The 26,641-nt window shown below is 69.7% G+C and carries 18 protein-coding genes and 3 rRNA genes; 8 read left to right on the top strand and 13 right to left on the bottom strand.

The window, feature by feature from the left end; translation table 11 throughout:
* Positions 1 to 1,599: a serine hydrolase domain-containing protein gene (locus HNR10_RS26030; protein ID WP_246406419.1), complete on the bottom strand. Its 1,599-nt coding sequence runs from the start codon at positions 1,597 to 1,599 to the stop codon at positions 1 to 3.
* A gap of 306 nt (positions 1,600 to 1,905) precedes the next feature.
* Here HNR10_RS26030 and HNR10_RS26025 point away from each other — a divergent pair, with 306 nt between their 5' ends.
* Positions 1,906 to 2,913, top strand: a complete 1,008-nt coding sequence (locus HNR10_RS26025; RefSeq protein WP_179827949.1) for an HAD-IIA family hydrolase — start codon at positions 1,906 to 1,908, stop codon at positions 2,911 to 2,913.
* Between the two features lie 14 nt (positions 2,914 to 2,927).
* Here the strand turns inward: HNR10_RS26025 and HNR10_RS31455 are convergent, their stop codons facing one another.
* The gene (locus HNR10_RS31455) at positions 2,928 to 3,395 is read right to left on the bottom strand and encodes a single-stranded DNA-binding protein (RefSeq protein ID WP_376769775.1); all 468 of its coding nucleotides are present in this window, start codon (positions 3,393 to 3,395) and stop codon (positions 2,928 to 2,930) included.
* Between the two features lie 974 nt (positions 3,396 to 4,369).
* On the opposite strand from HNR10_RS31455, the gene HNR10_RS26015 reads away from it, so the two are divergent.
* Positions 4,370 to 5,365: an MBL fold metallo-hydrolase gene (locus tag HNR10_RS26015; RefSeq protein WP_179829971.1), complete on the top strand. Its 996-nt coding sequence runs from the start codon at positions 4,370 to 4,372 to the stop codon at positions 5,363 to 5,365.
* A gap of 36 nt (positions 5,366 to 5,401) precedes the next feature.
* Positions 5,402 to 6,340 carry a GNAT family N-acetyltransferase gene (locus tag HNR10_RS26010; RefSeq protein ID WP_179827941.1) on the top strand — a complete coding sequence of 313 codons (939 nt, stop codon included), beginning with the start codon at positions 5,402 to 5,404 and terminating at the stop codon, positions 6,338 to 6,340.
* A 38-nt stretch (positions 6,341 to 6,378) separates the two neighbouring features.
* Here HNR10_RS26010 and HNR10_RS26005 read toward each other — a convergent pair whose 3' ends face one another.
* Both HNR10_RS26005 and HNR10_RS26000 read right to left on the bottom strand, forming a co-directional pair.
* Entirely contained in the window at positions 6,379 to 6,777 is a 399-nt protein-coding gene (locus HNR10_RS26005) for an NUDIX hydrolase (RefSeq protein WP_179829970.1), read from the bottom strand.
* A 53-nt stretch (positions 6,778 to 6,830) separates the two neighbouring features.
* Complete coding sequence (locus HNR10_RS26000; protein WP_312889421.1) at positions 6,831 to 7,571, bottom strand: tetratricopeptide repeat protein; 741 nt, start codon at positions 7,569 to 7,571, stop codon at positions 6,831 to 6,833.
* Here HNR10_RS26000 and HNR10_RS25995 point away from each other — a divergent pair.
* The gene (locus HNR10_RS25995) at positions 7,503 to 8,408 is read left to right on the top strand and encodes a hypothetical protein (RefSeq protein WP_179827939.1); all 906 of its coding nucleotides are present in this window, start codon (positions 7,503 to 7,505) and stop codon (positions 8,406 to 8,408) included. The genes HNR10_RS26000 and HNR10_RS25995 overlap by 69 nt on opposite strands.
* A gap of 275 nt (positions 8,409 to 8,683) precedes the next feature.
* On the opposite strand, the gene rrf is transcribed toward HNR10_RS25995, so the two are convergent.
* From rrf to tyrS, 4 genes are all read right to left on the bottom strand, one after another.
* Positions 8,684 to 8,799 (bottom strand): 5S ribosomal RNA (gene rrf / locus HNR10_RS25990).
* Positions 8,800 to 8,912: 113 nt separating this feature from the next.
* Positions 8,913 to 12,006: ribosomal RNA gene (locus HNR10_RS25985) — 23S ribosomal RNA — on the bottom strand.
* Positions 12,007 to 12,352: 346 nt separating this feature from the next.
* A 16S ribosomal RNA gene (locus tag HNR10_RS25980) occupies positions 12,353 to 13,884 on the bottom strand.
* Together the 16S, 23S and 5S rRNA genes form the textbook arrangement of a ribosomal RNA operon.
* 974 nt (positions 13,885 to 14,858) lie before the next feature.
* Positions 14,859 to 16,160 (bottom strand): tyrosine--tRNA ligase, encoded by a 1,302-nt coding sequence (gene tyrS / locus HNR10_RS25975; protein WP_179827936.1) that lies wholly within the window; start codon positions 16,158 to 16,160, stop codon positions 14,859 to 14,861.
* A 254-nt stretch (positions 16,161 to 16,414) separates the two neighbouring features.
* On the opposite strand from tyrS, the gene HNR10_RS25970 reads away from it, so the two are divergent.
* The 4 genes from HNR10_RS25970 to HNR10_RS25955 all read left to right on the top strand — a co-directional run bounded on the left by HNR10_RS25970 (position 16,415) and on the right by HNR10_RS25955 (position 19,273).
* Positions 16,415 to 17,224 carry an alpha/beta fold hydrolase gene (locus tag HNR10_RS25970; protein WP_179827934.1) on the top strand — a complete coding sequence of 270 codons (810 nt, stop codon included), beginning with the start codon at positions 16,415 to 16,417 and terminating at the stop codon, positions 17,222 to 17,224.
* Positions 17,217 to 17,828, top strand: coding sequence for a TetR/AcrR family transcriptional regulator (locus HNR10_RS25965; RefSeq protein ID WP_179827932.1), 612 nt, complete (start codon positions 17,217 to 17,219; stop codon positions 17,826 to 17,828). Before HNR10_RS25970 ends, HNR10_RS25965 begins: the two co-directional genes overlap by 8 nt.
* 40 nt (positions 17,829 to 17,868) lie before the next feature.
* Entirely contained in the window at positions 17,869 to 18,447 is a 579-nt protein-coding gene (locus HNR10_RS25960) for a permease (protein ID WP_179827930.1), read from the top strand.
* A gap of 127 nt (positions 18,448 to 18,574) precedes the next feature.
* Positions 18,575 to 19,273 carry an HNH endonuclease family protein gene (locus HNR10_RS25955; RefSeq protein WP_179827928.1) on the top strand — a complete coding sequence of 233 codons (699 nt, stop codon included), beginning with the start codon at positions 18,575 to 18,577 and terminating at the stop codon, positions 19,271 to 19,273.
* 145 nt (positions 19,274 to 19,418) lie between these two features.
* Here HNR10_RS25955 and HNR10_RS25950 read toward each other — a convergent pair whose 3' ends face one another.
* The 5 genes from HNR10_RS25950 to HNR10_RS25930 form a co-directional block, all read right to left on the bottom strand.
* Positions 19,419 to 19,916 (bottom strand): hypothetical protein, encoded by a 498-nt coding sequence (locus HNR10_RS25950; RefSeq protein WP_246406417.1) that lies wholly within the window; start codon positions 19,914 to 19,916, stop codon positions 19,419 to 19,421.
* 131 nt (positions 19,917 to 20,047) lie between these two features.
* On the bottom strand, positions 20,048 to 21,265 hold the full coding sequence (gene lhgO / locus HNR10_RS25945; RefSeq protein ID WP_179827926.1) for an L-2-hydroxyglutarate oxidase: 1,218 nt from the start codon (positions 21,263 to 21,265) through the stop codon (positions 20,048 to 20,050).
* A 225-nt stretch (positions 21,266 to 21,490) separates the two neighbouring features.
* Positions 21,491 to 21,952 (bottom strand): DUF742 domain-containing protein, encoded by a 462-nt coding sequence (locus tag HNR10_RS25940; RefSeq protein WP_179827925.1) that lies wholly within the window; start codon positions 21,950 to 21,952, stop codon positions 21,491 to 21,493.
* A complete protein-coding gene (locus tag HNR10_RS25935; protein WP_179827923.1) occupies positions 21,942 to 25,304 on the bottom strand; it encodes a sensor histidine kinase in 3,363 nt (1,120 codons plus the stop codon). The genes HNR10_RS25940 and HNR10_RS25935 overlap by 11 nt, the downstream gene beginning before the upstream one ends.
* 266 nt (positions 25,305 to 25,570) lie before the next feature.
* Positions 25,571 to 26,488, bottom strand: a complete 918-nt coding sequence (locus HNR10_RS25930) for a sirohydrochlorin chelatase (protein WP_179827922.1) — start codon at positions 26,486 to 26,488, stop codon at positions 25,571 to 25,573.
* Between the last annotated feature and the right edge of the window lie 153 nt (positions 26,489 to 26,641).

The raw sequence follows: 26,641 nt of genomic DNA, 5'->3' as shown, positions 1-26,641 counted from the left end.
TCACCGCTCGCCCACCTGGTGGAGGCCGGCGCCCGAGCCCTGCCCCTGGGCACACGGGACCCCTCCGCCCGCTCTCCCGCTCGGTCTCCGCGCTGCGACCGACCGGACCAGCCGCACCGCCCGGACCGCGTACACCACCGCGAACGCGACCGCGGCGACCATCAGCGCCGTGAACACGCCCGGCACGAGATAGAACACGTGCGCCCAGGGCACGTCGCGCCCCCCGGCCAACGGCGACAACAACCGGTGCGGGACCATCGCAGCGACCATCACCACCACACCCGGCACCAGCCGCGGCACCGTCCGCCACCAGGCCCGGTCCCGCGTCGCCGACGCCCAGGCCCCAGCACGCCGCACACCGCGAACGGCCAGGAGGACGGTCAGGGTCACCAGAACCGCCATGGCCGCGTCGAGCCCGAGCATCACCGGCGTGAGCGGAGCCGCGGGCTCCTCCCCGTCCGCGAGCGCCACCAGGCCGTGGAGCAGGGCGGAGGCGTCGCCGACACCGAGCCCGGTGTTCGCCAACACCGCGATCCCGTACCCGCTCTCCGGCAGCAGCGCGTGGTACGCGGTGTAGGTGAACTGGACACCCCCGTGCGAGACCATCGGCGTGCCCTCGGACGCGGGTCGCGTGGACCACCCCAAGGCGCTGTCCCGCCCCGGCGCGTCCCCGCCGGGCGCCGTACGGGAGCGTTCGATGCCCTCGGCCGACAGGACCCGGCCCCCGTCCGGCCCCACACCCCCGTTGTTCTGGGCGATCAGCCACCGAGCCATGTCGGAGGCGGTGGTGACCATCCCGCCCGCGCCGTTGTAGAAGTCGTCCGGCTCGGCGATCGCCACCGGTCTGCCCAGGACCCCGATGTGCCCAGGGGCCACACCCGCCTCGAACACCTCCGCCGCGGTATCGACCGAGACCGTGTCGGACATCCCGAGCGGCCCGAAGACCCGCTCGTCCAGGAAGTCCCCGAAGGACCGCCCCGAGACCACCTCCACCAGACGCGCAGCCACGTGGTAGTTGGGGTTGTGGTAGTGGTACTCCTCCCCGGGATCGGCGACCAGTTCGGCCCCGGCCAGGCGAGCGACCGCGCCCTCCAGATCCGGCGGCGCGGGCTCGCTCTTCTCCCTGAAGGCGGTGTCGGACATCCCCGAGGTATGCGTGAGCAGCTGACCGACGGTGATGTCGGCGCTGCGCGGGTCGGCCATGGTGAACTCGTCCAGGTGCTGGACCACCCGGTCGTCGAGACCGAGAGCCCCGTCCTCGACCAGCCGCAGCACGGCCAGACCGGTGAAGGCCTTGCTCACCGAGGCCGCCCCCATGGGGGTGTCGGCGGTCATCGGCTCGCCCCGGGAGTCGGTCCCATACCCCGCCACCCGCACGACCTCGGACCCCCGCGTGACGGCGACGGTCGCACCCGGCAGGAGGGAGGACTCGACGTAGTCCTCCACGTAGGCGTCCACCGCCTCGGCCGTCAGCGGCCCGTCCACTCCGGAGGAGTCCACCGGCTCCGCGCCGGCCGGGGGTACGGGCGATATCAGGACCAACAGGGCGGCCAGGGCCAGGGCCAGGACCGGCATCACGGCGACTGCTCTCGACAACATGGGTCCATGCTGTGCGCCGGGCACCGGCCACCACCACGAGGAGGACCGTACGGTCGGCCTGGGGCCAGCACCACCACGCCACCCGCCGCCCCGGCCCGCAACGCCCCGCCCGCGCCCTCGGCGGGCACGGGTCCCGTGCTCCCACCACCACGATCCGCCCCGCGCGCCGGCCCACGAACCGCCCGCCACCCCGGAACGTGCGACGTAGCGCACACCCCCTACCGGGTACCGGTGTCCGCCCACGGACGCCGCGCGCCCTAGCCTGGAGAGCGACCACGTCCGCCACGCGAAAGTGGGCCCGCCACCATGTCGCTGCTCGCCGCCGACCGCCCGCTCAACGAGCTGTACGACGCGATGCTCCTGGACCTGGACGGTGTGGTCTACATCGGACCGAGCGCCGTCCCCGCCGCACCGGAGGCCGTGGGCAAGGCGCGGGCCGCGGGCGCACGCGTCGCGTTCGTGACCAACAACGCGGGCCGCACGCCCGCACGGATAGCCGAACTCCTGACCGGACTGGGCGTGGCTGCCTCCCCCGAGGACGTGGTGACCTCCGCCGAGGCCGCCGCCCGGCTGGTCAGCACACGCTTCCCCGCTGGTTCGGACGTGCTGGTGGTGGGCGACACCGGACTCCGCCAGGCGGTACGCCGCATGGGCCTGCGCCCCGTCACGGTGGCCACCGCGTCGGTGGTCGCCGTCGTCCAGGGCTACACCCCGCGCATCACGCGGGACCTGCTCGAACAGGGCGCGCTGGCGGTCGCCCGGGGCGCCTTCTACGTGGCGAGCAACGCCGATGCCACCGCGCCCTCCGAGATGGGCATCACACCGGCGAACGGGTCGTTCGTCCGGGTGATCGCCCACGCGACGGGAGTGGAGCCGGTGGTGGCCGGCAAGCCGATGCGTCCCCTGCACGAGGAGGGCATCCTGCGCACGGGCGCCCGCAACCCGCTCATCGTGGGGGACCGTCTGGACACCGACATCGAGGGCGCCACCACGCACGGCGCCGCCGGCATGCTCGTGCTGTCCGGTGTGGCCACGCCCGCGGACGCGCTGGCGGCCCCCGCGCACCAGCGCCCCCGGTTCCTGGCGTGGGACGTGTCGGGGATGAACGAAACGCACCCGGCCGTGCTGGTCGACGGCCCCCGCGCCCGCTGCCGGGGATGGACCGTGACGGCCGCGGACGGCGCAGTACGGGTGGAGGGCTCCGGGGACCGGCTCGACGGACTGCGCGCCCTGTGCGCGGCCGTGTGGGCGAACACCTCGGTGGACCCGGGCGGCGCGTCCGCACGCGCGGCTCTGGCCCGGCTGGGCTGGTGACTCCGACCCGTTCATCAGTGCACCGCCCCGCGACGGGACCCCGCGGCGCGCACCAGGGCCGCGCCGCACACCTCCACCTCGTGAACGCTCCGCACACCGTCGTATCCGCGCCAGGTGCGGCGCCTCAGCGCCCCTGACATCCGCACCACGTCACCGAGCCGCCACTCCCGCACCTCGTCGTGGACCCCCGTGTCGAAACTGACGCAGGTGATGGAGTCGATCCGCCTGCCCCGGAACCGCGTGTCCGGTGGCCGTGACACACAGATCCGCCAGGTCATCAGGCGGTCCCCGCTGGGTAGGTCACGCACGACCGGTACGGCCGTCACCCGGCCCACCAGCACGATCTCGTTGTGGTGCTCGTCCTCGGGCACCACCTCCTCACGCCGACGGTCGTGTTCCACGGTCACGGACGCCCGCCCGGGTCCGGCGAACTCCACGGCCCCCGCGGACGCGGCGGGCCCCTCCGGCCGCTTCGACGCCACGAGTCCCCGAGTGTCCGCGTCCCGGCTCCTCTCCCCGGTTCCTGACACGGCGCTCACCCTGGTCCGGGCCGGTGTCGCCGTCTCCGGAGAACCCGCCCGTGCCCCGGCCCCGTCGGATTCCGTGACGCCCGGGTCGATCGCGGCCGTCGGTGACGTCGCGGCGGGTCCTGACGCCACCGCCGTCGAGGTCTTCCCGGAAGCCGTGGACCCACCGGACGCGGACTTCTTCGCCGTCCTTCGCCTTCCCTCCGCTCCGGAGGACCGGGAGGCCTTCGCACGCCCGGGCGGACCCGCCTCGCCTGGCGCCCCCACGTTCTCGGTCACCGGCGTACGGTCCGGCGCCCCGCTCGACACACCCGCGACCTCGGTCACCTTGGCCCGGTCGGGCGCCTCACCCGACACCCCCGCGGCCTGGGTGACCGAGATCCGGTCCGGCGCCTCGTCCGGCGCCCCCGCGGCCTGGGTGACCGAGATCCGGTCCGGCGCCTCGTCGGTCACGTCCCCCGCGGGGGTGTCCATCCCGCCGGGGGCGGTCCTGGACCCGGACGCGGGTCCGGACCCGCCCCTCGGGCGGGACGGGCGGGCACCCGCGGGCGGGGAGGCCGCATCCGACGGGCTCGACCGCGCTCCCCGCGCGGAGGACTTCTTCCCGGGGGCGCGGCCCGGCGCGGCGACGGGTTCCGGTGTCGTGTCGCGGCACTCGGTGGCCGCGGTACTGGTGTGCTGCATGTGCGTGGCCCTCCAGGGCTCTGGGAGCGGCGGAACTGGCGCACCGCGCGGTGAGGGCACGGAACCGAGCCGTGAGTGGAGGGCGTGTGCGCTGATTCCAGGATCATCCGCAGCCGCCGGAAGAACAAGGCCGAACCTGCGGGCTGTGGACAACCGCGACCCCCGACACCACCAGTGGAAACTCCGGTGTCCTAGAGTCGGATTCGGTCACCCGGCGGACGACGAGGAAGACAGGGGTGCTGACAGTGCACGACGACGTGGACACAGGCCGTCTGCCGGAGGGAATCACCCCTCTGGGCGACGACATCTTCGCCATCGACACCATGCTGGCCGGATACGCGGGGGTCGTGTCCAGCTATCTCGTCCGCTCGGAGCGGCCCTGCCTGGTCGAGGTCGGCACCGCCGGTTCCGCACCGGTCCTGCACGAGGCCGTCACCCGGCTCGGGCTGGCGCCCGAGGACCTCGCCACCATCGTCGTCACGCACATCCACCTCGACCACGCGGGCGGCACCGGCGACATGGCCGCCCTCTTCCCCAACGCCGAGATCGTGGTCCACGAGCGCGGCGCCCGGCACCTGGCCGACCCCAGCCGTCTGATGAGCAGCGCCGCCATGGTGTGGGGCGACCGTCTGGACGTCCTGTTCGGCCGCATGTCCCCCACCGAGGCGGCCAGGATCCGGTCCGTGGCCGAGACCGGCGAGATCGATCTGGGCGCGGACCGCAAGCTGGTGTCGCACTACGCGCCCGGTCACGCCAAGCACCACATGGGCCTGGTCGACACGCTCACCGGAGACCTGTACGTCGGCGACGCCCTGGGCGTCTACAACCCCCTCACCGGCGACGTGCGCCCCGCGACCCCTCCGCCGGACTTCGACCTGGACGCCTGTCTGCGCACTCTGCGCCTGTTCGGCGACATCGACGCGCAGCGCCTGATGTTCTCCCACTTCGGCGCCGTCGACACCGTCGCGGAGACGATCGACCGGGCCGAGTCGGAGCTGCGGCTGTGGGTGGAGACCGTGCGGGAGTCGCACGGCACCCAGGGCGACCTCGACCACGCTGTCGCCATGGTCCGCGACAAGGTGGTCTCCCGGTACAAGCCGCTGCCCGAGGACGCCTCGCAGGACGCCGCGGCGGTTCTGGACATCCTCGCCGGGCCCGAGGCCAACGTGTCGGGCATCATGCACTGGCTGGACCGGCTGGCGCAGGAGCAGGCCGCGGCGGCCGGGGACCCGCGAAAATAGCGTGCGCGGCGGCAGGGGCTCACCTAGCCTCGGCCCATGACGATTCAGATCCGTGCCCTGGCCCGCGACGACATCCCCGCCGCCTTCCCCCTCGTCCACGCGGCCTTCCCGAGCATGGTCCTCACCGAGGACGCGATGCTCTGGCGCCATGATCGCGAACAGACCGACGACGACCGCAGGACACTGGTCGCGGTGGACCGGAGCGGCGCGGTGGTCGGCTTCGTTCGCACCCGTGCCCATCGCCGCGAGGGCGAGGAGACCTCGGGGATCACGTACCTGATGTCGGTCGACCCGGCCCACCGCGGCACGGGCGTCGAGGACCGCCTGCTGGAAGCCGCCGAACGCGGTCTGGTCGAGGCGGGGGCCGTCACGCTCCGCGTGGCCGCCGCCGACGAGGCGATCCAGCACGGCGGCCCGGAACTGCGCCGCGTGCTGGAGGAACACGGATACGAGCGGTCCGAGTCGGACGCCATCCTCGGGTTGGACCTGAAGGACCTCCCCGACCTCCCGCCGGCTCCGCCCGGTGCCGAACTGCTTTCGTGGGCGGACTACGAAGGCGATCCGCGCGTGCTGTACGACATCGATCGGATCACCGCTGAGGACGAGCCCGGACCGGTCTCCGGAGCGCCCCAGAACTATGCGGACTGGTACCCGGACATCTGGGAGCACCCGCTCTCCGACCTGGACGTGAGCCTGGTACTGCTCCTGGACGGCACGCCGGTGGCGATCACGTGCTACGTATCCGACGGCGACACCCGCCTGGAGTCCTCGATGACGGGCACCCTGCGCGAGTACCGGGGGCGCGGCCTGGCCGGCCACGCCAAGGCCGTCGCTCTGCACCGGGCCAGGGAGCGCGGCTTCACCCGGGCCTTCACCGGCAACAGCCTGGTCAACGAGCCGATGCTCGCGATCAACCGCAAGCTCGGGTACCAGCCGGTGGGGACCGAGGACCTGTACGTCCGCCCAGCCGGATAGAGCGGGCGGCCGCACGGACCGGCCGGGGCACCCGCGCCCTAGCGCGGTGCCCCGGGCAGGCCGAGCGCGCGCAGCAGATGGGCGTAGATGCCGTCCAGCCAGGACAGGTCCGCGGGCAGGGTGTCGAACGCCCGCACGTCGACCGTCTCGAAGTCACCGGTGATGGGCGCGAGCGCGCTGACCCGCGCCTGGGTGACGACGGTGACGTGCCCGCTGGACAGGACGTAGTGGCCGACGATCCGGATGTCGTCGAGCGTGGCGCCGGCCTCTTCGAGGGCCTCCCGGCGCGCGGTGTCCTCGACCGACTCACCGGGTTCGGTGTGGCCGCCCGGGAACTCCCAGGCCCGGTCGCGGTGGCGGACCAGCAACGGCCGACCGTCGAGGAAGGTCAGACACACCACCGACTCGTGGGCCGGCGGCAGGGAGCCCACGCGCACGACCGCGCCGCCGAGCGGCACTGGGCCGCCCGACGACGCGTCATTCGGTGTGCTCAGTCCCGTCCCCGGGGAGCCGGACCGGGCTCCGGGCCCTCGTCCTCCTCGAGTTCCGCGGGCTCCTCGGCGTCGGTCCAGACGATGCCGTCCTCGATGTCGATGTCGACCAGTTCCACGCCCTCCAGCGCGGCCAGCCGCTCGTCGGCGTCGGTGACGCCCTCGCTGTCCACGGACGACGCACGTGCGAAGTACTCGCGTGCGTCCTCCTCACGGCCGAGCTCCTCCAGGACGTCGGCGTAGGCGTAGAAGAGGCGGGCCACCCAGGGACGGGCACGCCGCTCCTTCAGCTCGGGCACCTGGAGTTCGGCCAGCGCCGCCTTCGTGTCGCCCATGTCGCGACGCGCACCCGCCGCGACGATGCGCAGCTCGATGCGGTCGGCGGCGTCGAGCTGCTCGGCCGCCGGGTCGTGGGCGATCTCCAAGGCACGCTCGGGGCGACCGAGACCGCGCTCGCTGTCGGCCATGATGGCCAGGAAGTTGTCCCGGCCGCTCATCCGCCGTGCGGCGCGCAGGTCCGAGAGCGCCTCCTGCCACTTGCCGACGGTGTAGGCGGCCACGCCGGAGGCCTCGCGCACGCTGGGCAGCCGCGACGCCTTGCGACGGGCGTAGACGGCGTGCGCGTAGGCGCGCTCGGGGTCCTCGTCGACGAACATGCCGGCGGCCACGATGTGCTTGCCGACGAGTTCGGCCAGCGACTTCGGCAGGGAGTTGAGGTCGCGCTTGGTGTCCGGGTCCACCTGAGAGAAGCTGACCTCGTCCGGCAGCGGAGGGGCGACGTCCGCGGGGTCGCGGTCCTCCCGGGGACGCCGCCTCTCGCGGTCGTCGCGGAAACCGCCACCACCGCGACGGTCATCGCGGAAACCGCCACGGCCGCCCCGGTCGTCACGGCCCTGGAAGCCCCCGCGGTTGTCGCGGCGGTCGTCCCGCCCGCGAGGTCCGCCGCGGTCGTCCCGGCGGTCACGGTCATCCCGGCCACGGAACCCACCACGGTCATCGCGGCCACGAGCGCCGCCACGGTCGTCACGGCGGTCGAACCCGCCACGGTCGTCCCGACGCGGGGAGCCACCACGGTCGTTCCGGCCGGCGGCCCCACCGCGGTCGTCACGACGATCGTCACGGCCACGGGGCACACCGCGGTCGTCACGGCGGTCGAACCCGCCACGGCGCTCTTCGCGCCCGCGGTCATCGCGGAAACCGCCGCCACCGCGACGGTCGTCACGACCACGGCCACCCCGGTCATCGCGACCCTGGTACCCGCCTCGGTCGTCCCGACCGCGGGGTCCGCCGCGGTCGTCCCGGCGGTCACGGTCATCCCGGCCACGGAACCCACCACGGTCATCCCGGCCACGGCCACGATCACCTCCGCGGTCTCTGTCGTCTCTGCCACCGCCGTAGCCGGACCGGGAGCGGGGTGCTTCGCCTCGTCCCCGACCGCCGGGTGCCCCGGAGCGGCCACCGCTACGGTCGTTAGCTCCGGAGTCCTCGCGGTCTCCCGATCGGCTGTCCTCAGTCATCCAACCCGTCCGTCAACATTCAAAAGCGCTGCCACCTTGACTGGGAGCAGCGCGTCATAGTATTCGTCCCCCCAGCTTACGACATGGCGCAGCTCCTCACCGCCACACTGCCAGTGGGGACTCTCTCCGCAGGAGGCCGCGCCGGTCGACGCCGGTTGTCCACAGGGCGGCCACCAGCCCCTGGCGGACCCACCCACACCCACGATCCAATGGAAACCGGGGGGACCCCACCCCCCGCAACACCCCCACACCACCCACCATTCACAAACGCACAAACCCGGGCACAAAAAAAAGGGGGAGAAGACCAAAAAGCCCTCTCCCCCTTCAACGAAAAACCGTGGCAGCAACCTACTCTCCCACCCCACCACAGGGCAGTACCATCAGCGCAAGGAGACTTAACGACCGGGTTCGGAATGAGACCGGGTGTGACCCTCCCACCATAACCACCACGGAAACCAACACCCACCACACACCACACTCAACCCACCACAACAGCAGGGAGCACAGTCCACGACAGGAAAACCATGTGAACAGTGAAAAATGCGCGAGCAACCAATTATCTGCAGCGGACAAGCCCTCGGCCTATTAGTACCGGTCAGCTCCACCCCTCACAGGGCTTCCACACCCGGCCTATCAACCCCGTCGTCTACAGGGAGCCTTACCCTCTCAAAGGAGGCAGGAGACCTCATCTCGAAGCAAGCTTCCCGCTTAGATGCTTTCAGCGGTTATCCCTCCCGAACGTAGCAAACCAGCCATGCCCTTGGCAGGACAACTGGCACACCAGAGGTTCGTCCGTCCCGGTCCTCTCGTACTAGGGACAGCCCTTCTCAAGTCTCCAACGCGCACAGCGGATAGGGACCGAACTGTCTCACGACGTTCTAAACCCAGCTCGCGTGCCGCTTTAATGGGCGAACAGCCCAACCCTTGGGACCAACTCCAGCCCCAGGATGCGACGAGCCGACATCGAGGTGCCAAACCATCCCGTCGATATGGACTCTTGGGGAAGATCAGCCTGTTATCCCCGGGGTACCTTTTAGCCGTTGAGCGACACCGCTTCCACACGCCGGTGCCGGATCACTAGTCCCAGCTTTCGCTCCTGCTCGACACGTCCGTCTCACAGTCAAGCTCCCTTGTGCACTTACACTCAACACCTGATTACCAACCAGGCTGAGGGAACCTTTGGGCGCCTCCGTTACTCTTTGGGAGGCAACCGCCCCAGTTAAACTACCCACCAGACACTGTCCCCGAACCGGATCACGGTCCAAAGTTAGATGCCCGAAACAGTCAGAGTGGTATTTCACCAACGCCTCCACCGCCACTAGCGTGACAGTCTCACAGGCTCCCACCTATCCTACACAAACCATCCCAAACACCAATGTCAAGCTATAGTGAAGGTCCCGGGGTCTTTCCGTCCTGCTGCGCGAAACGAGCATCTTTACTCGTAGTGCAATTTCACCGGGCCCATGGTTGAGACAGTGGGGAAGTCGTTACGCCATTCGTGCAGGTCGGAACTTACCCGACAAGGAATTTCGCTACCTTAGGATGGTTATAGTTACCACCGCCGTTTACTGGCGCTTAGATTCCCAGCTTCGCAGGCCGAAACCCACTAACCAGTCCTCTTAACGTTCCAGCACCGGGCAGGCGTCAGTCCGTATACAGCGTCTTACGACTTCGCACGGACCTGTGTTTTTAATAAACAGTCGCTTCCCCCCGCTATCTGCGACCCCACCCAGCTCAAGACGCAAAGGTCCATCACCAGACAGGGCTCCCCTTCTCCCAAAGTTACGGGGACAATTTGCCGAGTTCCTTAACCATGGTTCACCCGAACGCCTCGGTATTCTCTACCTGACCACCTGCGTCGGTTTAGGGTACTGGCCACACACGAACTCGCTAGAGGCTTTTCTCGACAGCATGGGATCACTCACTTCACCAAAAACGGCTCGGCATCACGTCTCAGCCCTCGTGGTGTGCGGATTTGCCAACACACCGGCCTACACGCTTACCCCCGGACAACCACCGCCGGGTAGAGCTACCCTCCTGCGTCACCCCATCACTTACCTACTACAACATCGGTTCCCAGACCAGCTCAGAGGCCGTCCCCGAAGGGACCACCAAGAGCCGGCGTGGTTAGCATCCGTCGCCTCGATACTGGACGCTCGTGCACGGGTACGGGAATATCAACCCGTTATCCATCGACTACGCCTGTCGGCCTCGCCTTAGGTCCAGACTCACCCTGGGCGGATTAACCTGCCCCAGGAACCCTTAGTCAATCGGCGGCAACGTTTCTCACGTTGCTTTCGCTACTCATGCCTGCATTCTCACTCGCACACCCTCCACCACACGATCACTCGGCAGCTTCCCCGGATGCACGACGCTCCCCTACCAACCCAGAAACAAGTCCTGGGCTTCACAGCTTCGGCGGTGTACTTAAGCCCCGCTACATTATCGGCGCAGAACCACTTGACCAGTGAGCTATTACGCACTCTTTAAAGGATGGCTGCTTCTAAGCCAACCTCCTGGTTGTCTCAGCAACTCCACAACCTTTCCCACTTAGCACACGCTTAGGGGCCTTAGCTGATGATCTGGGCTGTTTCCCTCTCGACTACGAAGCTTATCCCCCGCAGTCTCACTGCCACGCTTCACTTAACCGGCATTCGGAGTTTGTCTGACGTCAGTAACCTTGTCGGGCCCATCAGCCAAACAGTAGCTCTACCTCCAGCAAGAAACACGTGACGCTGCACCTAAATGCATTTCGGGGAGAACCAGCTATCACGGAGTTTGATTGGCCTTTCACCCCTACCCACACCTCATCCCCCAGGTTTTCAACCCTGGTGGGTTCGGGCCTCCACGAGGTCTTACCCCCGCTTCACCCTGGACATGGGTAGATCACTCCGCTTCGGGTCCACAGCATGCGACTCAATCGCCCTATTCAGACTCGGTTTCCCTACGGCTACCCCACACGGGTTAACCTCGCCACACACCATGACTCGCAGGCTCATTCTTCAAAAGGCACGCCATCACCAAAGACAAGCTTCAGCTCTGACGGCTTGACAGCACACGGTTTCAGGTACTATTTCACGACCCCTCACCGGGGCACTTTTCACCTTTCCCTCACGGTACTAGTGCACTATCGGTCATCAGGACGTATTTTGGCTTAGCAGGTGGTCCTGCCAGATTCACACGGAATTTCACGGGCTCCGCGCTACTCGGGAACACACCAACACCTAGCCGGCAACTTCGTCTACGGGACTCTCACCCACTACGGTTCCGCTTCCCAACGGATTCAACTATCACCAGCATCAGCGCTCCGGGCCGACAGACCCGAACAGATGCGCCCCACAACCCCGCACACGCAACGACTGCCGTCTATCACACGCATACGGTTTAGCCTCTTCCCCGTTCGCTCACCACTACTAGGGGAATCACTGTTGTTTACTCTTCCTACGGGTACTGAGATGTTTCACTTCCCCGCGTCACCACCAACCACCCTATACATTCAGGTGGCGGCAACCCGACACAACTCGGGCTAGGTTTCCCCATTCGGACACCCACGGATCAAAGCTCGGTTGACAGCTCCCCGTGGCCTATCGCGGCCTCCCACGTCCTTCATCGGCGCCTGATGCCAAGGCATCCACCGTGTGCCACTATCACTTGGCCACTACAGATAATAAGATGCTCGCGCACACTATTCACAAATCAAAACACCAACCGCACACCCCGACACCACTCACACCACCAGGATCCTCGTCCTGGAGACATCTGAGAGTTCTCAGAGGCGGTCCGCGGGAAACAACACCGGCCACCAACCCCCTGCAAGAGAGAGCCAGCAGCCAGAGGTTGCTTCCTCAGACACCCAACAGCGCGCCCCCTGGTGCTTCTAGTCACCAGGAGTAAAGTTCGTTTTCTTCAAACCATTCCCGTTACCAGTACCCACTGGGTACCGGCCGGGTCCACTTTCGAGTCCGGTCGGCGTAGGAAATGCCGACCTTCAAAAGACTCCTTAGAAAGGAGGTGATCCAGCCGCACCTTCCGGTACGGCTACCTTGTTACGACTTCGTCCCAATCGCCAGCCCCACCTTCACTCATTCCCTCCCCGAAGGGTTAGGCCACAAGTTTCGGGTGTTGCCGACTTTCATGACGTGACGGGCGGTGTGTACAAGGCCCGGGAACGTATTCACCGCGGCGTTGCTGATCCGCGATTACTAGCGACTCCACCTTCATGGGGTCGAGTTGCAGACCCCAATCCGAACTGAGACCGGCTTTTAGGGATTCGCTCCACCTTACGGTATCGCACGCCCATTGTACCGGCCATTGTAGCATGTTTGCAGCCCAAGACATAAGGGGCATGATGACTTGACGTCGTCCCCACCTTCCTCCGAGTTGACCCCGGCAGTCTCCCATGAGTCCCCACCATTACGTGCTGGCAACATGGAATAAGGGTTGCGCTCGTTGCGGGACTTAACCCAACATCTCACGACACGAGCTGACGACAGCCATGCACCACCTGTCACCCACCAACTAAATGACCCCACATCTCTGCAGGTCCACGGGTGATGTCAAACCTTGGTAAGGTTCTTCGCGTTGCGTCGAATTAAGCAACATGCTCCGCCGCTTGTGCGGGCCCCCGTCAATTCCTTTGAGTTTTAGCCTTGCGGCCGTACTCCCCAGGCGGGGCGCTTAATGCGTTAGCTACGGCGCGGAAACCGTGGAAAGTCCCCACACCTAGCGCCCAACGTTTACGGCATGGACTACCAGGGTATCTAATCCTGTTCGCTCCCCATGCTTTCGCTCCTCAGCGTCAGGTAAGGCCCAGAGACCCGCCTTCGCCACCGGTGTTCCTCCTGATATCTGCGCATTTCACCGCTACACCAGGAATTCCAGTCTCCCCTACCTACCTCTAGCATGCCCGTATCCACTGCAGAACCGGAGTTAAGCCCCGGTCTTTCACAGCAGACGCGACACGCCGCCTACGAGCTCTTTACGCCCAATAATTCCGGACAACGCTCGGACCCTACGTATTACCGCGGCTGCTGGCACGTAGTTAGCCGGTCCTTATTCCCCACCTACCGTCAACCCCCAGAGAACTGGGAGCCTGCGTTGGTGGTAAAAGAGGTTTACAACCCGAAGGCCGTCATCCCCCACGCGGCGTCGCTGCGTCAGGCTTTCGCCCATTGCGCAATATTCCCCACTGCTGCCTCCCGCAGGAGTCTGGGCCGTGTCTCAGTCCCAGTGTGGCCGGTCGCCCTCTCAGGCCGGCTACCCGTAATCGCCTTGGTAGGCCTTTACCCCACCAACTAGCTGATAGGCCGCGAGCCCATCCCCGACCGAAAAACTTTCCACCCGCCACCATGAGGTGACAGGTCGTATCCGGTATTAGACGGCGTTTCCACCGCTTATCCCGGAGTCAGGGGCAGGTTGCTCACGTGTTACTCACCCGTTCGCCGCTCGTGTACCCCGAAGGGCCTTACCGCTCGACTTGCATGTGTTAAGCACGCCGCCAGCGTTCGTCCTGAGCCAGGATCAAACTCTCCATAAAGGTCATACAACCCTGACCCGGCCACCCTAGGGGGCCTGGGCGGGTAAACCTAGAAGTAATCCTGACCGACCATCTTCCGATGGCCAATCAAAGGAACCCTTCACACCGAAGTGTGACGGGGCCAAAACAAACATGGCTTAAAGAAAATCAAACACGCGCTGTTGAGTTCTCAAGAAACAACCGCTCATCCCGTACAAGCCCCGGATCTTTCCAATCCGGCCGCTCTTCCGTGGAAGGCTGGTCTGCGTTTCCACCGCGTGAGCGGCTTCTTCGCTGTGTTGTGTCTTTACTTTATCAGGTGTTCCGTGCCCCGCCAAATCGGCGGTTTCGGAGCAATTGATCGGGGTAAAGCCCGTTCCGCTTCTCCGACCTGGCGAATTCGCCCGGCGTTCGAAGCAACTCCCCGAGCCTACCGGAACCGAATCAGTGCTCGGACCGGTGTTGCTGGAAAAGTGTCTGAGTGTCGCGACACGATCGAATGGATCAAGTTCCCATCCGGTCGAGGTCCGGTTCTGAGTCGACTCGGAGAGCCGCTCGCCGTCCCTTGGCGACTCGACCTACTTTAGGCGTCCTGGGAGCAGACGTCAAGTCAGAGCCCGGAGCGGGGCTGCTCCCCGCGATCCGGGACTTCGGCGCCCGTGGCGGGCGGCTTCTCGCTCTCCTGACGGGCGCGATCCTCGGGGGTCGCGGGTCCGCGTCGGCTCTCGTTGTGTTCCAACCAGCGTCTTTCCCTCAGGATTCCCCCTCGAAACACGCAAGTCACAGCAAAGTCCTCGCCGGCGGCCCGGTCCTGGGCCCCTTCCTGAGCCCGTTCTTGCCGTGCCCGTCCCCGTTGGAGCCCGCCACGCCCATCCCCGAGCACGCCTCCGAAGGCGACGCACGTGCGTCGGGAACCGCCCTGTTTCCGGACGACGGCGGGGTCGGTGCACCCGTGGCGCACCGACCCCGCCGGCCGGTCGAGCGTTCGCTCCGTGTCAGCCCGTGAGGACGACCCCGCCGATGTTGCGCTTGCCCTTGCGCAGCACCACGAAGCGCTCCTGGAGCACGTCCTCGCTGCCCACGCGCGCCTCGACGTCGGTGACCTTGACGTTGTTCACGTAGGCACCGCCCTCCTGGATGGCCCGGCGGGCAGCGGACTTGCTCGGGGTGAGACCGCACTGGGCGAACAGGTCGGCGATCGACGGCAGGTCCGCCACCGACCCGTCGTGCTCGGTCCGGGGCACCTCGGCCAGGGCCGCGTCCAGCGTGCGCCCGTCCAGTTCGGACAGGTCCGCACGCCCGAACAGGGCCAGGCTGGCCTCGACGGCCTTGCGGCACTCCTCCTCGCCGTGCACCAGAGTGGTGAGCTCCTCAGCCAGCGCACGCTGGGCGGCACGGGCCTGCGGGCGCTCCTGCGTCTGGCGCTCCAGGTCCGCGATCTCGGACTCGCCGAGGAAGCTGAACACCTTCAGATAGCGCACGACATCACGGTCGTCGGCGTTGAACCAGAACTGGTAGAAGGCGTACGGCGAGGTCAGCTCGGGGTCGAGCCAGACGGTGCCCGTCTCGGTCTTGCCGAACTTGGTGCCGTCGGCCTTGGTGAGCAGGTTCGTGGTCAGCGCGTGCGCCTGCCCGTGCGGCCGGTTGCCGTCCATCCGGCGGACCAGGTCCAGGCCCGCGGTGATGTTGCCCCACTGGTCCGAGCCGCCGGTCTGCAGGGTGCACCCGAAGCGCCGGTAGAGCTGGACGTAGTCGTAGGACTGCAGCAGCACGTAGCTGAACTCGGTGTAGCTCATGCCCTCGCCGTCCAGGCGGCTGCGCACGGTCTCACGGGCGAGCATCTGGTTGATGCTGAAGTGCTTGCCCACGTCGCGCAGGAGCTCGATGGCGTTGATCTCACCGAGCCACTCGCGGTTGTTTGCCAGGATCGCGTCGGTGGGTGCCGCGTGCTCGCCCTCCGGCGCGAAGCGCAGGAACCTCGACAGCTGTCCGGCCAGGTTGCCGACCCATCCCTCGACCGTGTCCACCGAGTTCATCTGGCGCTCGGCCGACGGCTTGGGGTCCCCGATGAGCCCGGTACCGCCGCCGACCAGGGCGATCGGTCGGTGTCCGGCCTGCTGGAAGCGGGCCAGGGTGAGGATCTGGGTGAGGTGGCCGACGTGCAGGCTGCCCGCCGTGGGGTCGAATCCGCAATACAGGGTGATCGGACCATCGGCGAGCGACTTGCGGAGTGCGTCAATGTCGGTCGTCTGCGCGACCAGGCCGCGCCACTGGAGTTCGTCGATGATGTCGGTCACTGTGTTGCTCTCTGTCGTGTAGGCGGGCCCGCGGCCCGATCTGCCTTGCAGTCTAGGTCGGCTGCCACGGCGGATCACCCGGTTTTCCTCCACGCTATCGGCTGCCCCGAACGCTGGTCACACGCGCGCCGCCACACCGGGCACGACCGTGCCCGGGCACCTCCGGAACTCCTGGGCGCTGGGGCCTTGACGCACCTTGGCTAATAGGCATAGCTTTTTGGCTATAAGGCTTAACCAAGACTGAGGAGGCCCCCATGCACCACCTCGACCGCCCCCAGGGCCGGATCGCCTACGACCTCTTCGGAGCCGGGAACGGCGGAAGGCTGGTGGTCTGTGTTCCGGGCATGTTCGACCACCGCGCCTCCTTCCGCTTCGTGGCCGAACGGCTGGCCGACGCCGGACACCGGGTGGCCGTGATGGACCTGCGGGGGCACGGTGACAGCGACACCACGTTCGAGGCCTACACCAACCGCGCCGCCGCCACCGACGCCATCGCCCTGGCCGAGGGGCTCGACGGTCGCGACGTGGTCATGGTGGGCAACTCCTTCGGCGGAGCGGCCGTCACCATCGCCGCCCTGGAGCGCCCGGACCTCGTCGCCGGTGTCGTCCTGATCAGCCCGTTCCTGCGCACCGCCCCCACCGGCCCCGCCATGAAGCTGCTCCAGCGACTCCTCGTCGCCCGCCCCTGGGCGCCGTGGACCGTGGCCGCCTTCTACGCCAGCCTCCACAAGGGACGCGTTCCCGAGGGGCACCGGGAGCAGAAGGCCCGCATCGTGGCGATGCTGCGCCCCGCCGACCGCTTCCGGGCGGTGCGGGCGACCATCTTCGGGCCCAACGAAGAGGTGCTGACGGCGCCCGGTCTCAGGGCGAAGGCCCTGGTCATGGTGGGCGAACAGGACCCCGACTGGGCGGACCCGCGAGCGGAGGCGGAGTGGGCGGCCTCGGTGATCGACGGTGCGGTCGAGATGGTCCCCGAGAGCGGGCACTACGCGCAGTCCCAGCGGCCCGACGTGGTCGCCGCCGGCGTGCTGCGGCTGATCGCGGAGGTCGGTGCCGATGCCTAGGGCGGGTCTCAGTCCGCGCGTGGTGGCCGAGGAGGCCGCGCGGCTCTGCGACGAGGAGGGGTTCGACGCGCTGACGCTGTCCTCGCTCGCCAAGCGTGTGGGGGTGGCCGCACCGAGCCTGTACAAACACGTCGACGGGTTGGCGGCCCTGCGGCGCGAGGTCGCCCTCATGGGCATGGCCGAACTGGCCGAGGTACTGCGCGAAGCCGCCGTCGGACGGTCCGGGGCACCGGCGCTGCGGGCGGCGGCCGACGCCTACCGCGGCTACGCCCGCGCGCGCCCCGGTCGCTACGCCGCCCTCCAACACGCCCCCGGGGCCGACGACGCGGAGGCCCAGCGGGTCGCCGCCGCCCCGGTCTCGGTACTGGCGGCCGTGCTGCGCGGTTTCGGGATCGGGGACGACCAGGCCGTTCACGCGATCCGGGCACTGCGCAGTGCGCTGCACGGGTTCGTCCACCTGGAGGCCAACGGCGGGTTCCGGTTGCCTGAGGACCTGGACGAGAGCTACCGGCTGCTGGTGGAGGGATTCGTCCGCGCCTTCGAGAGTTGGCCGGCGGCGCGGCACGGACCGGGGGCGGCTGAGGCCGAAGAGAGCGACCGGTAGACGGGGCACTCCATCGACGAAGCAGACGAAAGAGGGACTCATGCTGGCCGGACACTTCGGCATCGCGGGCATGGTGAAGGCGTGGCGGCCGGCCCTGCCCATGGGCGCGCTGCTCGTCGCCGCCCAACTCCCCGACCTGCTCTTCCTCCCCCTCGCCCTCACCGGCGTCGAGCGCATGGAGCCCGCCGAGCCCGGCCTGTCGGGCTACGGATCGATGTGGATCACCGCGCCCTTCACCCACGCGCTGGTGAGCAATGTGGTGCTGGCCACCCTGGTGGGCGCGCTGGTGCACCTGTTCCTGCGTGATCGGTGGGGACGCGACGCGGGTGCGGTCCTGGCAGCGGTGGTGTTCAGCCACTGGCTACTGGACCTGGTCGTGCACCGACCCGACATCGCGGTCCTTCCGGGCGGCGCGGGCGGCCTGCCGTCGCTCGGGCTCGGGCTGTGGGAGTTCCCCCTGGTGACGGCGGTGGTCGAGGGGCTGCTCGTGGTGGCGGGCTCCGCGCTCTACACCTGGCGCACGTTCCGGGACACGCCGAACCGCGGCCGGGCCTGGGCCTACAGCGCGGGAATCACACTGCTCCTGGTCGGATCGCTGGTCCTCGACCTCACCTCGTGAACGATTCGGTGCGGTGACGATGCCCTGACCCCGAGCACGGTTTCGGTGATCAGTGGTCATGGTCCAAGCTTGAGGTGCCGGAACGGCCCCCGCCCGCGCGGATCGCACAGCAGTGTTGGAGTCCTCCATGCCCAAGAAGCCATCCCCCAGAGGCGCCAGCCTCGCCGCCACCGCGGTCGGTGTCCTCGCCGTCGCCGCGTTCGTCCTCTACCAACTGGGCGTCATCGACCTGGAGGGCCTGGACGCCTCGGGCGGGGACGCCGCGTCCAACGACGCCGCGGCCTCGGCCTCCGACACCGACCAGGCGTCGGCGTGGTTGGACGAGATCCGCATCGAGGACGAGAACGACCCGCCCGGCTACGACCGGGCGATGTTCCCGCACTGGAGCACGGTCGAGAGCGGGTGCAACACCCGGGAGACCGTTCTGGCCCGCGACGGCCAGGACGTGGAGGCGGACGACGAGTGCCGGGCGGTGTCGGGCACCTGGAACAGCGTCTACGACGGTGAGAGCTTCACCGACTCCGGTGACCTGGACATCGACCACATGGTGCCGCTCAAAGAGGGCTGGCGCTCGGGCGCGCACGCCTGGAGCACCGAGCAACGGGAGCAGTTCGCCAACGACCTGGAGCGCTCTCCCCAGCTGTGGGCGGTGAGCGCGTCCAGCAACCGGTCCAAGGGTGATTCCGACCCCTCGGACTGGATGCCGCCGAGCGAGGACTTCCACTGCGAGTACGTGGCGGCATGGATCGAGGTCAAGCACGAGTGGGACCTGACCGTGGACCCCGACGAGGAGACGGCGCTGCGCGAGGTGCTCGCCGGCTGCTGAGCCCCCGTACGTCGCCGGACCGGGTCGCGCACGCCTGACCGGCCCGGCGGCGACCGTCCAGGGACGGCAGAGGGACGGACTCGCGTGTGCGACCCGGCGTGCCACGGCCCCGGCCGTCACGGGCCGGGGCCGACCCGTGAGAGGGTCACTCCGGCGTGATCCCGCGGGCGGTGGCCAGGAGTTCCTCCGCGCCGAGGAGCCCGAAGGCGTCACGGACCTCCACCGCCACCCCGGCTTCGGGACACCAGAAGGCCTCCGTCTCGCCCCGCAGACCCTCGACCCCGTTGTTGTCGAACGCGCTGAGGTCCCAGGTGTCCGGTGAGCGCTCGTGGTACTCCGTCAGGAACTCGCGCACGGCGGGCAGGTCGGTGAGCCGTGGGCCGCGCAGGACGAGGACCTGGAGGACGACCTGCGCTCCCCCGCCCTCCAGGCTCCGCTCCCACACCCGCGTGGAGAAGGACACGTCCTCCCATTCGTAGGCGAAGTCCGCGACCTCGGTCCGATCGTCGATCTGGTCGGGCAGGTGCCCGATGGCGAAGCCGTCCAACTCTCCCCCTCGTGGGTCGGTGGCGACCGCGGCCGCCGTGAGTACGAACACGAGCGCGGTGGCCAACGCCACCATGGCCCACCGGACAACGAACATGGTCACCCCCGACGGTGGTCGCGGGCCCCTCCCGGACCACCTGCCTTCCATGTTCCGCGGAGTCGGAGGCCAGTACCAGAGTGAGCTCCAGCCTGTGGACAACCCTGCTCCGACACACCTCGCCGGGCACCTCAGCGGGGTGGGACGTGGGTGTCGGCGAGGTACTCGGCGATGGCCAGCGCGGAGGTCGCGGCGGGCGAGGGGGCGTTGCGCACGCACACCACACGACCGTGGGCGTCCACCCGGAAGTCGTCCACGAGGGAGCCGTCGCGCCCCAGGGCCTGGGCCCGCACTCCCGCCTGCGCGGGACGCAGGTCCGCGCCGGTGATCTCCGGCAGCAGCCGCCGCGCCTGCCGGGCGAACGCCGTCCGTGACACGGAGACCAGGGACTCGCGCACCCCGGTGCCCCAGTGCCGACGCGCCAGCCGCCAGAAGCCCGGCCAGGCGAGGGTCTGGGCGAACTCGCCCCTCTCCAGGTCCCGGAAGCGGTAGCCCTCGCGCGCCGTGGCGAGTACGGCGTTGGGGCCGGCCATGACCTCCCCGTGGACGTGCCGCGTCAGGTGCACGCCGAGGAAGGGGTACTGGGGGTCGGGCACCGGGTAGATGAGGCCCCGCACGAGGTGGCGGCGTTCCGGGACGAGTTCGTGGTAGTGACCGCGGAAGGGGACGACGCGCGGATCCGGTCCGGCGCCCGCCATCCTGGCGAGCTGGTCGCTCTGCAGGCCGGCGCAGGCCACGAGCCGGTCGAAGCGGTGGACGTGCCGTTCGCCGCGCGGCTCACCGGTCAGCACGCGTACGCCGTCGTCCTCCTGTCGCAGGTCCAGGACGGGGGTATTGAGCAGGACGCGTCCGCCGGAACGGCGAACGTCGTCGGCGAGCTGCTCGGCGACGGCCACGAAGTCGGTGATGGCGGTCGTGGGTGAGTGGAGGGCGGCGACGCCGGCGGCGTGGGGCTCGAGGTCGCGCAGGGCCTCGGGGCCGAGCCGGGTGACGCCGGGGACGCCGTTCTCCTCGGCCCGGCGCTCGATGTCGTCCAGCCGGGCCTCCTCCTCGGTGTCGAGGGCGACGACGACCTTGCCGACCTCGTCGTAGGGGAGCCCGTACTCGGCGCAGTAGTCGCGCAGCAGGCCGACGCCGCGGCGGCAGAGGGTGGCCTTGAGGGATCCGGGCTTGTAGTAGAGGCCGGCGTGGACGACTCCGCTGTTGTGTCCGGTCTGGTGGGCGGCGACCCTGTCCTCCTTCTCCAGAACGGTGACGCGGATGCCGGGGCGTTGGAGGAGGAGCCGGCGGGCCAGGGCGAGGCCGACGATGCCCGCGCCGACGACGCCGATGTGTTCGCTGCTGCGCATGGCCGCACGCTAGCAACCCGGGGGCCGCCCGGGTCGTCCGGGGCACGGTCGGTCGGCGGCCCGGTCGGCCACGGCCGCGGCCGCGTGGTCGAGGTCGGGCCGGGCGGCCTGGGCCGGCGGTCGAGTCGGAGCGGTCGGGGCCGTGGTCGGGCCGGGCGGTCGAGTCCGGGTGGTCAGGGTCGGATACTCGGGGGCGGGGCCGGGGCCGCGCGCGGGTGCCCGGGATCACAACGAGCGCAGGCCCACCAGCACGGCGTGCAGGATGTCCTGGCGCTCCAGTGGCCGGGAGGGTCCGCAGCGCTGGAGGGATCCGTCGGCGATCATCCGCGCGACGATGCTCCTGACCTGGCCCACCGGCAGACGCACCTCCGCCGCGAGTTCGGCGAGGGTGCGGGCGCGCACGGCCCGCAGCAGGATGGTCTCGCGTTCGGGACGGAGCGCTTCGCGTTCCCCGGGCAGCCGGGCGGCGACGAGCAGCGTGAGCATGTCGACGTCGTCCTGGGGTTCGGCCGCGTCCGCCGCGGGACGGTCGACGGTTCCGGCTTCCACGGCGTAGGGCCGCAGGAACCGCTCCGTCTCCTCTTCTTCGGCGACCGTGGGCGGCTCCGGAGACCGGGGCGCCACCGGAGGCGTCGGATCGGGGACGTGGCCGACCACGTGGCGGGCCTCGGCGCCGTCACCTCTCATCGTGCGCCTCCGGTGGTGTGTCGGGTGCGAGGACACGGCCGAAGCCGTCGGGCGGGGTGGGCCAGGCCGTCCCCGGTGCGTCGAGCGGGTTCCGGTGTGCCTGTGGCGGGCCCGGCGGTGCGGGGTCGGGTGGGACCTGTGGTTCGTGCGGCCATCCCGGGTGCCCGGGACCGGGCCGTGTGACCGACGCTTGCGCGCCTGTGGCGGGACCGGTGTCCGAAGGCACCCGTTTGGGCAACGGCGGGCGGGAGTCGGCGGCGGGATCGGGCATCGGCGCCTCGGGGGGTGCCGTCCCTTCGGGACTGGTGGGGTCGTTGTGCGGCACGGGGATCTGGGGGCCGCTGAGGGACACCGGGTGCGGTCCCTCCCCCGGCCACGCGGCGTGGTCCGGACCCTCCTGCGGTCGGTGCGGGCCGCGTCCCCTCGGCGGTCGGGGCTGGGAGAGTGCGACCAGGGCGTCGATATCGCTCTGCTGGGCGGCGTGCCGCGAACCGTTCGGTGTCGGGCCGCCGTCACCGCCCCACGGGCGCGCGGGAGCGGGCCGGTCCTCCGGCCAGGGCGACCGCCCGGGATCCCCCTGGACACCGGCGCCGTCCGGGCCGGGCACGACCGGCCACGGCGGGCCCGTCACCGACACCGGGTGCTGCGGGCCGGTCCTGGACAGCGGTCCCACGCCCTCACCCGGCGCCCCGGGCGGAGCGCCGGGAACACCCTCACCAGGTGGGACGACGGGTGGCTGCGGGCCCGACATCGACACGTCCGCCGGGACGCCGCCCGGACGACCGGCGTACTCCGAACCCCGGGGGTTCTCCGCACGACGCCGACCGATGCCCTGTTGCGGACCCGTCCAGGGCGCCGACCCCGCACCCTCACCGGCGGACCCGAACGGGCCCCCGCCCCGACCACCAGGGCCCACGTGCGGCTGAGGACCGGTCACCGACGCGTCCGGCGGGATTCCCTCCGGGTGCCCCGTGCCCCCCGAAGCCCGGGGAACGCCTCGGTGGTCGGCGCTCTGCTGGGGCCCCGACATCGACACGTCCGGCGGACTTCCACCCGGACGGCCCGCGTTCCCCGGACTCGCGAAGGCGTCCTCGCCACCAGAACCCACGGGCCGCTGGGGACCGGTCACCGACACCGGACGCTGCGGACCCGTCCTGGACACCGGTACCGCACCATCGCCCGGCGTGCCCCAGGGGCCGGGCACACCCTCAGGACCCACGTGCGGCTGGGGACCCGTGACGGGCGTCCGATCCGGCGCGGGCTGCACGGAGGCCTGGGGCCCGCTCGGGGGTTCGGCCCCCGTCCTCGGGTGCGGTCGGGCGTCCGCCGGGTTGGCGCCGCCCGGCCCCGCGGCGGGGACCGCGACGGGGCTCTCCACCGGTTCGAGCAAGGACTCCGGCAGGAGGGCCGTGGCCCTGGTCCCGCCGTAGGAGGAGGGCCTCAGCCACACGCGGATACCGTGCCGCTCGGCCAGTCGGGCCACCACGAACAGGCCCAGGCGGGGGTCCTCCGGCAGCTCCATCACGTCGAACTCCGGCGGCTGGGTGAGCGTGCGCTCGGCGGCCGCGTAGCCGTGCTCGGACATGCCCAGCCCGCGGTCCTCCACCTCCACGGTCAGCCCGCCGACCACCGGGGCGCAGCTGACGTCCACCGGCGCGCCGGCCGGCGAGAACTGGGTGGCGTTCTCCACCAGCTCGGCGAGCAGGTGGACGACGTCGGCGACCGCCTGGCCGTGCATGAGGACACGGGGCGCGGAGGTCAGGCGGACCCGGTCGAAGTCCTCGGTCTCGGCGATGGCGGCGCGCAGCACGTCCACGAGCGGGCGCGGCTGGCGCCACCGGCGCACCGACTGGCCGCCGCCCAGGATGATGAGGTTGTCGGCGTAGCGCCGTGCCCGGGTGGCCAGGTGGTCGAGTCGGAAGAGGCGGCGCAGCGCCTCCGGGTCCTGCTCGTTGTACTCGATCTCGTCGAGCAGGCGCAGCTGCCGCTGGACGAGGTTCTGGTTGCGGAAGGCGATGCCCAGGTAGGCGCGGTTGGCGCCGCGGCGGATCTCCGCCTGGCGCACGGCCGCCTCGACGGCGGTCAGCTGGGCGGAGTCGAAGGCCTCCGCCACCTGCCCGATCTCGTCCCTGCCGATGTCGTCGAGCGGGGGCAGCTCCTCCTGGACGTCGACCTTCTGTCCCCGCTGGGCCCGGTCGACGATGTCGGGCAGGTCGTCGTCGCGGTCCAGGATCTGCGAGCGCAGCCGCACGAGGCGGTCGGTCAGGCGGCGCGAGGACCGGCTGACCACGGCGATGGCGGCCACACCGCCGACGAGCGTGGCCACCGCGGCCGCCACGCCGAGGGTCACGCGCAGCAGTGCGGCGCTCCGGGCCAGGCCGACCGTGCGCTCGGCCTGGGACAGGGCGAGCGCGTCCAGGTCCTGCGCGGAGGCGGCCGAGGACTCGTCCCACGCGGCCGCGTCGACGCCCACCTCCGTGTTCCACTCGGCGTCGGGCTCCCCGACGGGCGGCGGGCCGTCCTCGGGGTCGCGGGCGACGATCGGGGTCCGGGTGACGACCTGGCGGCTGAGCTGCTCGGCCCGCAGCCATTCCCCGCGGCCGGCCAGCGTCTCGTAGCGCCGCTGGAGCCCGGGGTACAGCGTCGGGGCGACCGTGGAGAGCGTGGAGCGGTAGGAGGCGGTGAGGTAGGTGAAGTGCGCGGTCTCCTCGTAGCTCATCTCCCCGCTCGCGATCACCCCGGCGAGCAGCGCGTCGGCCGTGGCGTAGTCGGCGTGGGCGCCCATGAGCTCGCGGGTCAGGACCGCGTCCGTGAGGTTCTCTCCCCCGTCGGTGGTGTGGACGAGGGCGGTGATGGCGGACCGGGTCCCGCCGATCAGGTCGCCGTAGCGCAGGAGCGCCTCGTCCCGGTCGATGGCGAGGTCGTCGACCAGCTCCCGTGTCTCGGCCAGGGCCTCGGGCGCGGCGGCCACGGCGGCGGCGCTGCGGTCGACCTCGTCGTCCTGGGCTCCGCGCAGCCGTTGGGCCAGGTCCGCGGCCTCGGCCAGGGCCGCGTCGGTGCTCTCGCGCTGTTCCCGCAGGTCGGCCGCGGCCTGCTCGCCGGTGTCCTCGTTCTCGCTCCGGCCCATGTGGACCAGGGTGTCGCGGCGTTCGCTCCGCAGTTCGGTCGCGGCCCAGGAGAAGACCTCGGTGCCCTCGGCGGCACGTCCGACGTCGCCCATGAGTTGGACCGCCCGCACGGTGCCGACGGCCGCCACGATGAGCCACAGTGCCAGGAAGCACAGGCTCGGAATCAGCACGATGCGGGTGAGCTGACCGCGGATCGTGGACGAGTGGTCGCGGTTTCTGCGCATGGCCCCTCCAGCCTGAGCGGGTGCCGGGCGCGTCCCCGTAGGGAGGCCCGGAGGCTCGTGGTCGTGACGAGGCTATCGAAAAAACATTGCCGTACGCTGTCAAACAATCACAAGTAGTTATCCGACAGCGGAGACGAAGCCGACGGACCGTGTGTTAGGCGACATCGACACCGCCTCGAACGCGCAGGTCGTACCGCCCGCAACACGAAGGGCCGCCCGTGGGACGGGCGGCCCTCGATGACGTGGGGAGTCGGCGTGTCGCGTTCTCAGGACTCCGGCCGGTGCCGGGAGCCGACGGGCGCCGGAAGCTCCTCCGCGGTCGGCGGCTGCTCCACGCCGAGCGAGTTCAGGACCTCGGCGTAGCGCAGGGCGGCGATCTTGCCGAGCAGGCTGTCGGCACCCAGTGGGGCGCCGAGGCGGGCACCGAACCGTGCGGCCAGGTCCTCCAGTTCCGCGGCGCGCAGCTCCGGGCCCAGCGCGCTGGGCGCGATGACCGGCCGCTGGCAGCCGCCCTGCCGCAGCTGGCCCAGGACCTGCTCGACGGCGGCCGGGTTCTCCAGGTCGGCGGGCAGCACGGTCAGGCCGAGGCGGGCGGCCAGCAGCACCGCGGACACACCGGCGGCACCGGCGGCGGCCTCACCACCGACCGCGCCCACCACGACGCCGTCGGCCATGGTGTTGTTGCGCGCCACCACACTGATCAGGCGCATGCGGTCGGCCCGGACGAACCCGGCCTCGGCCAGGCGCAGGTGCAGGACCTCGGCGAGCATCGGGTGCGGACCCAGGCCCTCGGTGACGCGCACGTCGGCACGGGCGCGGGAGACCGCCGACTCGATGGCGGCGGACATCGCGGCGTGCGGCGCGGTGACCAGGGGGACGACCACTCCGGCCAGGGGGCGGCCCTCGGACCGCTCCAGGCCGGCCAGGGCCTCGTCCAGGGTCTGCTCGTCACCCTCGATGTGGCCGTGGCGGATGGTGACCTCGGGGCGGTAGGCCCGCACCAGGTCGGCCATGCGCTCACCGATCGACCCACCGTCGGCGTCCCTGGCCTGCTCGGCCGTACCGGGGACCGCCATGATCAGTGCGGGCGTCCCGAACCAGTTGTCGAACGACAGGGGGTTGCGGTGTCGGCCCGAACGCCGCTTGGGCAGTTCGCGTGGAGGAAGTCGATCAGAGTTTCGCATACCAGGATTCAGATGAGAGGCGGATGGGGTGCCCAGTTCACAGCTTTGGTCACTGCCGCGACATTGTAGCGTTCAACACCACATTTCCGGGCGCATCCCCCGAACGTATACCCGGGTGCCGCCCCGGCGCGGCGGCGGGGCACCGCCCGGAAC

It is taken from the genome of Nocardiopsis aegyptia, assembly GCF_013410755.1.
GTDB lineage: Bacteria > Actinomycetota > Actinomycetes > Streptosporangiales > Streptosporangiaceae > Nocardiopsis > Nocardiopsis aegyptia.
Note: the sequence above shows the minus strand (reverse complement) of the source record. Positions and strands in the feature narration are given on the sequence as shown.